The organism is Sphingobium chlorophenolicum, from assembly GCF_000722875.1.
GTDB classification, from domain to species: Bacteria; Pseudomonadota; Alphaproteobacteria; order Sphingomonadales; family Sphingomonadaceae; genus Sphingobium; species Sphingobium chlorophenolicum.
The window spans coordinates 78,180-91,281 of the sequence record NZ_JFHR01000006.1 but is presented as its reverse complement, the minus strand read 5'-3'; the positions used below and the strand labels follow the sequence as shown (position 1 = coordinate 91,281).

At 63.7% G+C, this 13,102-nt stretch carries 10 protein-coding genes and 1 tRNA gene; 7 read left to right on the top strand and 4 right to left on the bottom strand.

Annotated features, from left to right (window positions below):
* Positions 1 to 78 precede the first annotated feature (78 nt).
* Positions 79 to 1,056, bottom strand: a complete 978-nt coding sequence (locus tag BV95_RS03985) for a ketopantoate reductase family protein (RefSeq protein WP_037447738.1) — start codon at positions 1,054 to 1,056, stop codon at positions 79 to 81.
* Between the two features lie 295 nt (positions 1,057 to 1,351).
* On the opposite strand from BV95_RS03985, the gene BV95_RS03980 reads away from it, so the two are divergent.
* The 6 genes from BV95_RS03980 (at position 1,352) to BV95_RS03955 (ending at position 8,588) form a co-directional block, all read left to right on the top strand.
* Positions 1,352 to 2,647 carry an MFS transporter gene (locus BV95_RS03980; RefSeq protein ID WP_037447735.1) on the top strand — a complete coding sequence of 432 codons (1,296 nt, stop codon included), beginning with the start codon at positions 1,352 to 1,354 and terminating at the stop codon, positions 2,645 to 2,647.
* Between the two features lie 67 nt (positions 2,648 to 2,714).
* Complete coding sequence (locus tag BV95_RS03975) at positions 2,715 to 3,386, top strand: GntR family transcriptional regulator (RefSeq protein WP_234703092.1); 672 nt, start codon at positions 2,715 to 2,717, stop codon at positions 3,384 to 3,386.
* 768 nt (positions 3,387 to 4,154) lie between these two features.
* A complete protein-coding gene (locus tag BV95_RS03970; RefSeq protein WP_037447929.1) occupies positions 4,155 to 5,435 on the top strand; it encodes a CmpA/NrtA family ABC transporter substrate-binding protein in 1,281 nt (426 codons plus the stop codon).
* A gap of 31 nt (positions 5,436 to 5,466) precedes the next feature.
* Positions 5,467 to 6,423, top strand: coding sequence for a nitrate ABC transporter permease (gene ntrB, locus BV95_RS03965; RefSeq protein ID WP_234703091.1), 957 nt, complete (start codon positions 5,467 to 5,469; stop codon positions 6,421 to 6,423).
* Between the two features lie 18 nt (positions 6,424 to 6,441).
* Positions 6,442 to 7,245, top strand: coding sequence for an ABC transporter ATP-binding protein (locus tag BV95_RS03960; protein WP_013846650.1), 804 nt, complete (start codon positions 6,442 to 6,444; stop codon positions 7,243 to 7,245).
* Positions 7,246 to 7,316: 71 nt separating this feature from the next.
* A complete protein-coding gene (locus BV95_RS03955; protein WP_037447726.1) occupies positions 7,317 to 8,588 on the top strand; it encodes an alginate export family protein in 1,272 nt (423 codons plus the stop codon).
* Positions 8,589 to 9,164: 576 nt separating this feature from the next.
* Here BV95_RS03955 and BV95_RS03950 read toward each other — a convergent pair.
* The 3 genes from BV95_RS03950 to BV95_RS03940 form a co-directional block, all read right to left on the bottom strand.
* A tRNA-Pro gene (locus BV95_RS03950) sits at positions 9,165 to 9,241 on the bottom strand.
* Between the two features lie 133 nt (positions 9,242 to 9,374).
* Entirely contained in the window at positions 9,375 to 9,587 is a 213-nt protein-coding gene (locus BV95_RS03945) for a hypothetical protein (RefSeq protein WP_013846652.1), read from the bottom strand.
* A 156-nt stretch (positions 9,588 to 9,743) separates the two neighbouring features.
* Positions 9,744 to 11,117, bottom strand: coding sequence for a M28 family peptidase (locus tag BV95_RS03940; RefSeq protein WP_037447724.1), 1,374 nt, complete (start codon positions 11,115 to 11,117; stop codon positions 9,744 to 9,746).
* A 102-nt stretch (positions 11,118 to 11,219) separates the two neighbouring features.
* Between BV95_RS03940 and ettA the strand changes: the two genes are divergently transcribed.
* A complete protein-coding gene (gene ettA / locus BV95_RS03935; protein WP_037447721.1) occupies positions 11,220 to 12,905 on the top strand; it encodes an energy-dependent translational throttle protein EttA in 1,686 nt (561 codons plus the stop codon).
* Positions 12,906 to 13,102: the final 197 nt, after the last annotated feature.

The window sequence follows — 13,102 nt, the reverse complement described above, 5'->3', positions numbered from 1 at the left end:
TCCATGAATGGGGATCGATATTCTGCGGTCGGCCGAACGGGTCGGCGTCAGGCCGGCGATTGGCGGCGGTAGACCGGCTTAGGGATGCGGCGCGTACAGGCCCGCATTCACGGCGAGGCGCTGCGCCACCGCCCCCAGCATGTCCAGCGTGGGGGTCTCCAGACCCGCCGCCCTGGCGAAGGCTATGGGCGCGCGGACGAGCGCGTCGATCTCCAGCGCCCGGCCGAGCAGGAAATCCTGGAGCAGCGAAGGCTTGTGATCGGGGGCGCGATAGCCGGGCGGCATGGGTGGGATGGCATATCCCTGCGCTCCGGCGATAGCCCCGGCTTCGCCGATCAGTCTGGGCACCAGATCCTTGAAGATCGGGTCTTCGACCGCTTCCCGCGCCGTCTGGCCGGTGATCATGCAGAGGACCGAGACCGTCATGTTCGCCAGCAGCTTGCGCCAGAGCATTTCCCGGACGTCGCCATTGGGGGGGCTGGCGAGGTCAGCGTCGCTCAGCACCTGCCGCAACCTGCCGATGCGGTCGCTTTCGGAACGGTCGGGCTCGCCGATGATGAGGGCGTTATGTTCGGGGGAATCGTTGCGGATCACGCCCGTTTCGAGCACCTCGTTGGACGAGAAGATGACGCCGCCGATGGTCCTTTGAATGCCGATGTGGCGTTCCAGTTGCCCTTCGGGGTCCAGCCAGTCGAGGCGCGGGAGTTTTTCCGACGGCGGCAGGCCGTGCGTGTACCACCAGGGAATGCCGTTCTGGGCGAAGATGACCGGCGTGTCGGGGCCGAGCAGGGGTTGAACGCCCTCCGCCAGCGCGCCGAGGGAAGAGGATTTGAGCGTGCTGATCACCAGATCCTGCGGCCCCAGTTCCGCCGCGTCGTCAGAGGCGCTGACGTTGACGTTCAGGCGATCCGTCCCCGTAAGAAGGGTCAATCCCTTCGACCGGATGGCCGCCAATGCCGCGCCGCGCACGACGACCGATACGTCATGACCGGCGGCCGCCAGCCTGGCGGCGAAATGGCCGCCGACGGCCCCGGCTCCATAGATCGCTATTTTCATCGGCTGCATGCCATGCGGGCAATCATCGTCGAACGGTCAATGGCGGTCGCCATCGGATCGACAATATGGCGGTGGATCATCACTGTCTCCAATATTCATTCGACTGGAAGGGGTTTCCGTCATTCCTTGCGGATTCTGACGCCCTCGACGGTCGGCGCGTCGCATCGGGCCGCGCTTCACGAGCCTATGGTCCCATCGCCGGTCCGCCGGTTCAATTTATCGATATTATATCAATATATCGGTTGTCAATCGATGTTCCGGCATGTTATCGATATTTGTAAATGGAGGATGAAGAATGGATGGAAGAGCGACAGGCGCGGCGAACCCGGACATCAGGCTTTTCGGAGAGACGGGCGAGGCGGAGGGCGCTGGCGAGCTTCGCCATGGCTGGCCGATCATCCTGGTCGCCTTCCTGAGCATCACCGTCGGCATCAGCAGCACCTTCCTCTTTTCGACCGGCCTGTTCCTGAAGCCCGTGGCCGACGCGTTCGGCTGGGGGCGCGGGACCGTCAGCGTCGCGCCGTTCGTGGCATCCATGCTGACGGCGCTGTGCGCGCCTGTCGTGGGCCGTTATGTGGACCGGCTGGGCGTGCTGCCGGTTCTGCTTCCCTCCCTGATCGGGCTGGCCGTCGGTTTGCTGCTGCTGGGCGCGCTGACCGCCAATTTCATCTCCTATGTGGCGTTGATGGCGCTGGTCGCGCTGCTGGGCGCGGGGACCGCCGCGCCGGTCATCACCAAGATGATCATCGCCGGATTCAAGCGCCACAGGGGGCTGGCGCTGGGGCTTTCGCTGGCGGGGTCGGGGCTGGGCGGGGGGCTTCTTCCCTTGATCCTGACGCCGATCATCACCACGCATGGCTGGCGCGCAGGCTATATGGCCCTTGCGGCCGTGGAACTGGCGGGATTTGCCGTCATCGGCGTGCTGGTCTGGTTCTGGCGGCGGACCATCCTGCCGCCCGCCCGTCCGACCGGCGTCCGTCCTGCCGCGCAGGAAGCCGCCGCCGGGCGTGACGGACCATCGTTGCTGCGGGACCGCACTTTCCTGCTGCTGGCGGGCGCATTCTTCCTGTCGGCCTGGGGCATCCTTACGACCGTGGTGCATTTCGTGCCGATGCTGACCGACGCGGGCGTCGATCCCACGCGGGCCGCGGGCATGGCGGGGACGATCGGCGCGGCGCTGATCATCGGCCGAATCGTCGTCGGTTACCTGCTGGACAGGCTGCCCGCGGTCAGGCTGGCGCAATGCCTGTTCGCGATGGTCGCGGCGGGGATGCTGGCGCTGGTCGCGGGCGGCGCGGAAGTCGCGCTGGTCGCGGCGGTGGCGGCGGGAATCGGCATCGGTTCGGAAAACGACATCATGTCCTTCCTGGTCGGCCGCTATTATGCGACCAGCCGCTTCGGCTCCGTGAACGGGGCGCTCTTTGCCGTATTCCTGATCGGCGGGTCCATCGGCCCGGCCGTATCGGGATATATGTTCGACGCGACCGGGGCCTATACGCTGGCCCTGCTGGTTTCGGCGGGCGCGCTGATTTCGGCCGCGCTGCTGCTGTTCGCGCTGCCGAAGTTGCCATCACCCGCGGATGCCCGCTAAGCGGTCCGCAAGACTTGCCCATCCTGCAACCACATGCGATCCTGAAACCGACATGCCCAACGACCAAATGAAAACCAACCCCGCCGAAACCGCCTTCGCCACGCATACGGAGGCGGCGGCGCGCCTGTTGTCGGATGCGATCCTTTCCGGCGACATCGCACCGGGCGCCAGGCTCAACATCCGGGCGCTTTCCGAAGGAACCGGCCTGGGGCCGACGCCGATCCGGGAAGCGCTGGCCAATCTGGCCGGGCGGGGCCTTGTGACCTTCGCCGGGCAGCGAGGGTTTCGCGTGGTGCCGGTCAGTCCGGAGGATCTGGAATCCATCATGACGGCGCGCACCGTCGTGGAGCAGGGCGCGCTGACCCTGTCGATGGCGCGGGGCACCGAGGAATGGGAGGTGGAGGTCGTCGCCAGCCTGCACAGGCTGAAGATGTTCACCGACAATCCGCCCGCCGATCTGGAAACGCGGATCGAAACTTTCGAACGGGTGCACTGGCGCTTTCACCTGGCGCTGATCGCGGCATGCGGTTCGGACCATCTGATTGCCATCTATCGCGATCTATATGAGCAGACCCGCCGATACCGTTCGCTGATGTTCAAGTCGGACGCGGACGCAGGCGACGCTTATGAGAAGCATGGCCAGCTCGCCCAATATTGCCTTTCGCGCGACAAGGATCGCGCGCTGGAGGTTCTGTCGGGGCATAACAATATATTGCTCAATACGATCTACGAGCGTTAGTGAGCGACGTCATGCTGAAACAAATTCAGCATGACGATTAGAATGAAGCTGGCGCCAATCGTACGAAATAGCTGAATGTGGATGCAGCCTAGGCGGCGTGGACAAATTCAAGACTCGCCGGACTGAGTGATTTGGGTGGAAAACGGACCTATCCTATTCCTCCCCATCGAGAGATGGGGAGGGGGACCGCGCGTAAGCGTGGTGGAGGGGAAGATACGCAGGTCACGCCATTTCCCCTCCACCATCGGCTGCGCCGACGGTCCCCCACGCTTCGCGTAGGGAGGAATTGTGTCCGCCATTGGCCATCTCCCGACATTCCGAATTTGTCCACGCGGCCTAGGCTTCGCCTGCCGCTACTGCGCGCTGGATTTTGCGTGGGCGTGTAAGGTTCGTCCTTCATTCCGACGGGTGCGCGAAATGGGAGGCAGTTGCGTTTTGTGCAACGCAAAAATTTTGCTTGCGACTCGCGCGAATCGGTGACAGCTTCCCTTTCGTCGAAGCAGGGGCGCTTCGACGCTCTGGTCGAACCCGCCGATGACGGTAAGGTTCGGCTCCGGTTCGTAAAAGAGCCGATTTGGCAATGACGCCGCCCGGACAGGTCTGAAAGAGACCTTTGTCCCGGCGGCTTTTTTATTGGTTTTCCGCTGGCGGCATGGATGTCGCCGGGCGGCCTTCAACATCAACTTTCGAGCGCCGGACTGGCTTCCGGCGATGGCCGGTTGCGCCCTTTCGCGCAGCGGCGACGATCATCAGGGAAGGACTTTCGGAATGGCAGAGGGGGATAATCCGGACAGCGTCAGCCGGCGCGGATTGATCAAGACGACCGGCACGGCGGCGCTGTTCGCTGCGGTGCAGCAGGCCTTTCCCTCGGGCGCTTTCGCGGCGGGTTCCGGGCCGGAGGTTACGGGCGCGAAGCTGGGCTTCATCGCGTTGACCGACGCGGCGCCGCTGATCATCGCCAAGGAACTGGGTTTCTTCGCCAAATATGGCATGCCCGACGTGCAGGTGGCGAAGCAGGCAAGCTGGGGCGCGACCCGCGACAATCTGGTGCTGGGCAGCGCGGGCGGCGGCATCGACGGCGCGCATATCCTGACGCCCATGCCCTATCTGCTGACGCTGGGCGCCATCGGCAAGGCGACGCCGATGAGCATCCTCGCCCGTCTGAACGTCAACGGCCAGGCGATCTCGGTTTCGAAGGAATATCTGGGCGCCAAGGCGGACCTGAACGCGGGCAAGATGAAGGGCGTGATCGCCCAGCGGAAGGGCGCGGGCAAGAAGATCACCATGGCCATGACCTTCCCCGGCGGCACGCATGACCTGTGGCTGCGCTACTGGCTGGCGGCCGGTGGGATCGACCCGGACAAGGATGTGGAACTGATCACCGTGCCGCCGCCGCAGATGGTGGCGAACATGAAGGCCGACACGATGGACGCCTTCTGCGTGGGCGAGCCGTGGAACGACCAGTTGGTCGCGCAGCAGCTTGGCTACACCGCCGTTTCGACCGGCCAGATGTGGATGAACCATCCCGAAAAAAGCTTCGCCATGCGGTCAGACTGGGTGGCGAAATATCCCAAGGCGGCGCAGGCGATCACCGCCGCGATCATCGAGGCGCAGCGCTGGGCCGACAATCCGGGCAATATCACCCGGCTGGCGGGCACGATTGCGGGACGCGACTATCTGAAATGCCCGATCACCGACATTGCCGACCGCTTGCAGGGCAATTTCAACATGGGCGACGGGCGCAAATTCCCGAACGCGGCCTTCAAGATGAAGTTCTTCGCGGGCTATGCGTCCTTCCCCTACAAGAGCCATGACCTCTGGTTCCTGACCGAGAACCAGCGTTGGGGCAAGCTGCCCATGACGCTCGACACCAAGGGCACCATCGCCAAGGTCAACCGCTCCGACATCTGGCGCAAGGCCGCCGCGATGCTGGGCGGGAAGGGCCCGGCCAGCGACAGCCGCGGCGTTGAGAAATTCTTCGACGGCAAGACGTTCGATCCCGCCAATCCCAAGGCCTATCTCGCCAGCCTGGCGATCAAGCGGGCCTGATGAGCAAGGCCAGATGAGCAAGGAGAACAGCATGGCGTCGCCATCGCCCAGCAAAAATGGTGGACCGTCGGCTTCGGCCGGCGGGACGCCCACCGAATTGGGGGTTATCGTGCCCTATCCCGAAGAGGCCATCGCCCGCCGCAGTTTCGAGCCGGTGGCCGCGCCCGTGCATCCGCTGGTGCGGATCGCCCGATCCATGGCGGCGAGCGCGCTGCCGACCGTGGTGATGATCGCGGGGCTGCTGGCCTTCTGGCAATTGCTCTGCGGATCGCCGAGCGCGGCTTTCCCAAGCCCGCTTGCCGTCTGGGAACAGAGCCATGACGTCATCATGCATCCGTTCAAGGGCGTGGACATCGGCCTTACCCATTTCAGCATTCAGGATGGCGGCGATGTCGGCATTGCCGGGCATGTGCTGACCAGCCTGAGCCGCGTACTGATCGGCTACAGCATCGCGGCGGTGATCGGCGTGGCGCTGGGCATATTGATCGGGCAGAGCGTTTTCGCTTTCCGGGCGCTCGATCCGCTGTTCCAGGTGCTGCGCACCGTGCCGCCGCTGGCCTGGCTGCCGATCAGCCTCGCCATCTTTCAGCAGGCGCAGCCTTCCGCCATCTTCCTGATCTTCATCACCGCGATCTGGCCGGTCATATTGAACACGGCGGCGGGCGTTCAGACCATTCCGGCGGCCTATCGCAACGTCGCCAAGGTGCTGGCGCTCAATCCGGTCGAATATTTCGTGCGGATCATGTTGCCCGCCACCGTGCCGCACATGTTCACCGGCCTGCGCATCGGCGTCGGCATGAGCTGGCTGGCCATCGTGGCGGCCGAGATGGTGCAGGGCGGCACCGGCGTCGGCTTCTTCATCTGGGACAGCTACAACAGCTCGCTGCTGACCGACACCATCGTCGCGCTGATCTGGATCGGCATGGTGGGCTTCGCGCTGGACCGCATCGTCGCCTTTGCGGGCCGCATCATCGGCCGCGCAGGCTGAGCAGGGGAGGGCATTTTCATGAAACAGCGCAGCTATCTCGCGCTTGAGGGCATCACCGTCGAATTCCCGACCAAGGCGGGGCGCTTCTGCGCGCTCGACGGGATCGACCTGGAGGTGGAGAAGGGCCAGTTCGTGGCGCTGATCGGCCATTCGGGTTGCGGCAAGTCGACGCTGCTCAATGCCGTGGCCGGGCTGGTCAAGCCGACGCGAGGGGCGATCTTCCTCGATGGGGAAGTGGTCGACGCGCCGGGGCCTGACCGGGCGGTGGTCTTTCAGGACCATAGCCTGCTGCCCTGGCTGACGGTCGAGGAGAATGTGCGGCTGGCGGTCGACAAGACGGCGGGCGGCAAGAACAAGGCCGAGCGCAAGGATTGGGTCATGCACAATCTGGAACTGGTCCAGATGGCCCACGCCGCCGCCAAGCGCCCCGGCGAACTGTCCGGCGGCATGAAGCAGCGCGTCGGCATCGCCCGCGCCATATCGATGAACCCGCGCGTCCTGCTGATGGATGAGCCGTTCGGCGCGCTGGACGCGCTGACGCGGGCGGCGTTGCAGGATGTGGTCATGGATTTGCAGGCGCGGCTCAACAACACGGTGCTGATGATCACCCATGACGTCGACGAGGCGGTTCTGCTGGCCGACCGGGTCGTCATGATGACCAACGGCCCGGCGGCGCGGATCGGCGAGGACCGGGCCGTGACGCTGGCGCGGCCCCGCAACCGGCTGGAGGCCATAGACGCGCCTGAATATGCGGAGGCGCGCTCCGCCGTCATCCACTTCCTGCACGAGCGTTACCGCAATCCGGCGACGCTTGCCGCCTGAAATCCAGAAAAGACGAGGGGATGCCCTGAAAAGGCCCAGAAAAGCCATCGGGAGCAAATGAAGGGGGATTTATGGGTAAGGTTTCATTTCTGTTGTCGGCGTCGGTCCTGACCGCAATCGCGGCGCCGGCACTGGCGCAGGATATCGTGTTCAAGCCGATCGTCGAGGCGCGGCTGCGCTACGAGACGGTCGATCAGGCCGGTCCGGCGCCGCTCAGCAGCAGCCGCGACGCCCAGTCCGTGACGATGCGGTTGCGCGCTGGCGGCGAGATTTCGAAGGGGCCCTGGGCCTTCCTGGCGGAAGCCGAGGGCACGCTGGCCATCGACGAGGATTATAATAGCGGCGTCAATGGGAAGACGCTCTATCCCATCGTCGCCGATCCGGAGACGGTCGAGGCCAACCGGGTGCAGATCCAGTACCGCACCAAGCCGCTGGTCGTGACCGTGGGCCGTCAGCGGATCAACCTGGACGACCAGCGTTTCGTCGGTTCGGTTGCATGGCGGCAGAATGAGCAGACATTCGATGCGGTGCGCGTCGAATATATGGGCGTGAAGAACCTGAAGGTCGACCTGACCTATGCGATTTCGGCGCGCACCATCTGGGGCGTGGACGGCGGCAAGTTCGGTTCGACCAACCGGCCGACGCAGATCGACGGCGACAATATCTTCGCCAATATTTCCTACAAGACGAAGCTGGGGACGCTGACCGGCTTCGCCTATCTGGTGGATGAGGATGAGGCGGTGGCCGCGCTACGGCGCAACAGCAGCCAGACCTATGGCCTGCGCTTCATGGGCTCGCGGCCGCTGACGAAGAAGGTGAAGCTCAGCTACCTCGCCAGCTATGCGCGGCAGAGCGACTATGCAACCAATCCTGTCGACTATTCGGCGGACTTCGTCACGGCGGAACTCGCGCTGGATGTTGCCGCCTTCAAGCTGACGGGCGGTTATGAACTGCTGGGGTCGGATGCAGGCGCGACCGGGATCGCGGGCGGTTTCGCCTTCCAGACGCCCTTCGCCACGCTGCACAAGTTCAACGGCTGGGCGGACAAGTTCCTGACGACGCCGGGAACGGGCATTCAGGACTATTATGCCGGGGCCGCCTATACCGTGCCGAAGGTCGGCAAGGCGGGGCCGCTGGTGGCGTCCTTCACCTTCCACCGCTTCAGCAGCGACCGTCTGTCTATCCATTATGGCGACGAATATAATGCGCAGGTGACGCTCAAGCTGAACAAGCATCTGAGCGCGCTCGTCAAATATGCGGATTATCAGCGCAAGGGGATCGCCAGCTATACCGGCGATGCCGATACGAAGAAGTTCTGGGCGCAGATCGACTACGCGTTCTGAGTTGCGACGGCGGGGCGGCGACGCCCTGTCCCAAGCGCCATCGCCGCCGGTTCGCGGAAAAACCGGCGGCGGTGGCGTTTGTCCTTTTTGGAACTGCCGTTCGTTGGGCAGCGTGGACAAATTCAGGACTCGCCGGACCGGGTGATTTTGGGTGGAAAACGGACCTATCCTATTCCTCCCCATCGAGAGATGGGGAGGGGGACCGCGCGTAAGCGTGGTGGAGGGGAAGATACGCAGGTCACGCCATTTCCCCTCCACCATCGGCTGCGCCGACGGTCCCCCTCCCTACGCTTCGCGTAGGGAGGAATTGTGTCCGCAATTGGCCATTCCCCGACATTTCAAATTGGTCCACGCGGCCCGATGGGCGTGGCGGAACATCTGCCGGGCCTGGACAGTTGGAGGAGGAACGAAACGGAAGAGGATGGGTCAGATGGGCAAAGGCATATTGCTGTGGCTGCTGGGCGTGCCCATTCCCATCATCATCATTTTGTGGCTGCTGTTCCGCTGACATCCGTCGCGGCCGCGCAAGGCGTCGGATTTCTGCGAAAAGGGTGAAATCTCACGGTCGCCAGAAGGTGGTCGGGGAGACAGGATTCGAACCTGCGACATCCTGCTCCCAAAGCAGGCGCGCTACCAGACTGCGCTACTCCCCGGCGCTCGCGGGCCTTAGCGGTGAAGCAACCGGCGCGTCAATCTTGCTTTTGTGCCTTTCGCCGTTCGCCGCATAGAAAAAGGGCGGATCGTACAAGACGATCCGCCCTTTCGAAAATCTCGCTGAAGCGAAGATTATTCGGCGTTCGCGGCGTTGCCAGCGACGTTCGCAGCGTTCGCGGCGTTGTCGGCAGCGTTCGCGGCGTTGTCAGCAGCGTTAGCGGCGTTCTCGACAACGTTCTCAACAACAGCGTTCGAAGCGTTCGCGGTCTCGTTGGCCGGCTTCTCACCGCAAGCGGCGAGGGCCATCAGGCCGGCCGAAGCGAAAACAACAGCGATCTTCTTCATTGTGTACGGCTCCCATAGCATTTTGCCGCGTCGCCACTCAAAAAATCGTGACTTACGCGAGCGACCCGCATTAACGTGTGCGCTGCACAAATCAATGCTTTTCTGCGTCGGTGAAGCGACAGAATCACGCGACAAGCAGTTGTCTACAATAAAAGTTCAGTTAATGCCTAGCTTTTCCGGCGCATTCGCGGTTTCGAAAAGTGCAACTGCCCAGGCGGCGACATTTTGCCGGAGCTGCGCCGGATCGATCTTGTCCAGCGTGTCGTCCGGCGTGTGGTGGATGTCGAAATAGCGGGTGCCGTCCTGCTGGAGGTCGATCACCGGGACGCCCGCCTTCACCAGCGGTTCTATGTCGGAGCCGCCCCCTGCGGGGAGGCGGCTGGCGCCGACGCCAAGCGGGGCCAGGCCCGCGGCGATGCGTCGGGCGAGCGCCTCATGCCCCTGCGGCAGCTTGAAATCTACGCGCCAGACGCGATCCGCGCCGAAGTCCGATTCCATCGTCATGGCGTGGGCTTCCTTGCCATGGGCGTCGAAATAGGCGCGGCCGCCATTGCCGCCGACCTCCTCCGCGCCCGCCATCAGCAGGCGGATGGTGCGGCGGAGCGGCCCGGCCTTGGCGGCCTGGAGGGCGGCGGCCGCGATGATGCCGCAGCCCGCGCCATCGTCTATCGCGCCGGTGCCCAGATCCCAACTGTCGAGGTGGCAGGCGGCGACGACGATGCCCGCGCCCGGATCGCTGCCGGGGATTTCGGCGATGACGTTGCCCGACGGCTGGTCCTTCAGCATTTTGGAGGTGAGCGTCAGGTGCAGGCGCACTGGCTGTCCCCGCAAGACCATGCGGGCAAGCTGTTCGGCGTCCGGCACGCTGAGCGCGGCGGCGGGGATGGGCTTCACGCCGTCTGCCCACATCTGGACGCCGGTATGCGGCTGGCGGTGGTTGTCGGTGCCGATGGAGCGGATCACTATGGCGATGGCGCCCTTTTTCGACGCGATGCTTGGCCCCTGGCGGCGGGCGGCGCCGGAAATGCCGTAGGAACTGCCGTCCTGGGTTGGGCGCATGGCGTGGCTGACGAAGGCGATCTTGCCGGTCAGGCTGCCTTCCGGAGCGGCTTCCAGGTCGGCCAGGGTGGGGAAATAGGCGACTTCGCCCTCTATGCCCTTTTCCGGGGTGGAGGCGCTGTTGCCCAGCGCGGCCAGGACCAGATTTTGCGGGAAGGGCGATATCACGCGGGCTTCGTCGCGGCCGCGCAGCCAGACGGGCATGGCGTAGGGTTCGGCGCGGACGTTGGAGAAGCCGAGGCTTTTCAGCTTCGCCACCGTCCAGTCGCGGGCGCGGGCCTCCTGCGGGGTGCCGGCCGGGCGGGGGCCGACTTCGGTGGTCAGGCCCTCGGTGAAATCCATCGCGACCGTGTCCGTCAGGGCGGTGGCGCGAATCGCATCGACGCTGGACGGCGCGGCCAGCAGGGGGGAAGGGGTGAGGATGCTGCCGAGGAGGAGGGCGGCCAGCGTGCCCGGTCGGATTTTCTGCATGGATGAAGGCTTAGCGGGGCATCCCCCATTTGCCAACGCGTTCCGCCTCCGCTAACCCGGCGCGGATTTCCAACGATTATCCTTTCGGAGCCGCTTCAAGCCATGTCCGCCTCGTCCCAATACGCCTTCGTCATGAAGAGCATGACCAAGAGTTTTCCCGGCGCCGCCAAGCCGGTGCTCAACCAGATCAACCTGCAATTCTATCGCGGGGCGAAGATCGGCATCGTCGGCCCCAACGGCGCGGGCAAGTCGACCCTGATGAAGATCATGGCGGGCATCGACACCGATTATAGCGGCGAGGCCTGGCCGGGCGAGAATATCACGGTCGGCTATCTGCCGCAGGAGCCGCAGTTGGACCCCAGCAAGACGGTTCTCGAAAACGTCAAGGACGGGGCGCGGGAGATTGCGGACAAGCTGGACCGCTTCAACGAGATCAGCATGATCATGGCCGATCCGCCGGAGGACGTCGATTTCGACGCGCTGATGGAGGAAATGGGCACGTTGCAGGAGCAGATCGACGCGGTCGACGGCTGGACGCTCGACAATCAGCTTGAGATCGCGATGGAAGCGCTGCGCTGTCCGCCGTCGGATTGGGCAGTGGACAGCCTGTCGGGCGGTGAGAAGCGCCGCATCGCGCTGACCCGCCTGCTGATCCAGAAGCCGGATATCCTGCTGCTCGACGAACCGACCAACCATCTGGATGCCGAGAGCGTCGAATGGCTGGAAAACCACCTGAAGGAATATGCGGGCGCGGTGCTGATGATCACCCACGACCGCTATTTCCTCGACAATGTGGTCGGCTGGATCCTGGAACTCGATCGCGGGAAATATTTTCCCTATGAGGGCAACTACTCCACCTATCTGGAGAAGAAGTCGAAGCGCCTGGAGCAGGAAGACCGCGAGGCGACCGGTCGCCAGAAGGCGATCAACGACGAGCTGGAATGGATCAGGGCCGGCACCAAGGGCCGACAGACCAAGTCCAAGGCGCGCATCAAGAAGTTCGAGGAACTGGTCGCCAGCCAGGAAAACCGCACCCCCGGCAAGGCGCAGATCGTCATCCAGGTGCCGGAGCGTCTGGGCGGCAAGGTGATCGAGGCGAAGAATATCTCGAAGGCCTATGGCGACAAGCTGCTGTTCGAAAACCTCTCCTTCATGCTGCCGCCGGGCGGCATCGTCGGCGTGATCGGGCCGAACGGCGCGGGCAAGTCGACTTTGTTCAAGCTGATCACCGGGCAGGAACAGCCCGATTCTGGCGAGATCGACATCGGTTCGACCGTGCGTCTGGGCTATGTCGACCAGAGCCGCGATCATCTCGACGCTTCGAAGAATGTCTGGGAGGAAGTGTCGGACGGCCTGGATTATGTGAAGGTCAACGGGCACGACATGTCGACGCGGGCCTATGTCGGCGCCTTCAACTTCAAGGGGCAGGACCAGCAGAAGAATGTCGGTAAGCTGTCGGGCGGTGAGCGCAATCGCGTGCATATCGCCAAGATGCTGAAGAAGGGCGGCAATGTGCTGCTGCTCGACGAACCGACCAACGATCTTGACGTCGAAACGCTGGCGGCGCTGGAAGAAGCCATCGAGAATTTCGCGGGCTGCGCGGTGGTGATCAGCCACGACCGCTTCTTCCTTGACCGTTTGGCGACGCATATCCTGGCGTTCGAGGGCGACAGCCATGTCGAATGGTTCGAGGGCAATTTCGCCATGTATGAAGAGGATAAGCGGCGTCGCCTGGGCGATGCGGCGGATCGTCCTACGCGGCTCGCCTACAAGAAGCTGACCCGCTGAGTTAGCAGTGCGGTGCGGGGGCGAGGATGAGCATGCAATGATTGCAATCCTCGTTTCTTATTTCGCACTTGCAAAATGATATGGTGCAGTGCACATAGAGAGGGCCTTTCAGGCATCCTCTCCTAAAACTTTCAGGCCGGTCCCCTGGGGATCGGCCTTTTTTTTGTGCGGAATGCGAGGAGTGACATCAATTCCTC

Bases quoted from the DNA above. Each gene is read 5' to 3' on its own strand.
- BV95_RS03945 (WP_013846652.1), bottom strand. From the start codon at position 9,587: ATGAAGAAGATCGCTGTTGTTTTCGCTTCGGCCGGCCTGATGGCCCTC.
- BV95_RS03955 (WP_037447726.1), top strand. From the start codon at position 7,317: ATGGGTAAGGTTTCATTTCTGTTGTCGGCGTCGGTCCTGACCGCAATC.
- BV95_RS03975 (WP_234703092.1), top strand. From the start codon at position 2,715: ATGAAAACCAACCCCGCCGAAACCGCCTTCGCCACGCATACGGAGGCG.
- BV95_RS03940 (WP_037447724.1), bottom strand. From the start codon at position 11,117: ATGCAGAAAATCCGACCGGGCACGCTGGCCGCCCTCCTCCTCGGCAGC.
- BV95_RS03980 (WP_037447735.1), top strand. From the start codon at position 1,352: ATGGATGGAAGAGCGACAGGCGCGGCGAACCCGGACATCAGGCTTTTC.
- ettA (WP_037447721.1), top strand. From the start codon at position 11,220: ATGTCCGCCTCGTCCCAATACGCCTTCGTCATGAAGAGCATGACCAAG.
- BV95_RS03970 (WP_037447929.1), top strand. From the start codon at position 4,155: ATGGCAGAGGGGGATAATCCGGACAGCGTCAGCCGGCGCGGATTGATC.
- BV95_RS03985 (WP_037447738.1), bottom strand. From the start codon at position 1,056: ATGAAAATAGCGATCTATGGAGCCGGGGCCGTCGGCGGCCATTTCGCC.
- ntrB (WP_234703091.1), top strand. From the start codon at position 5,467: ATGGCGTCGCCATCGCCCAGCAAAAATGGTGGACCGTCGGCTTCGGCC.
- BV95_RS03960 (WP_013846650.1), top strand. From the start codon at position 6,442: ATGAAACAGCGCAGCTATCTCGCGCTTGAGGGCATCACCGTCGAATTC.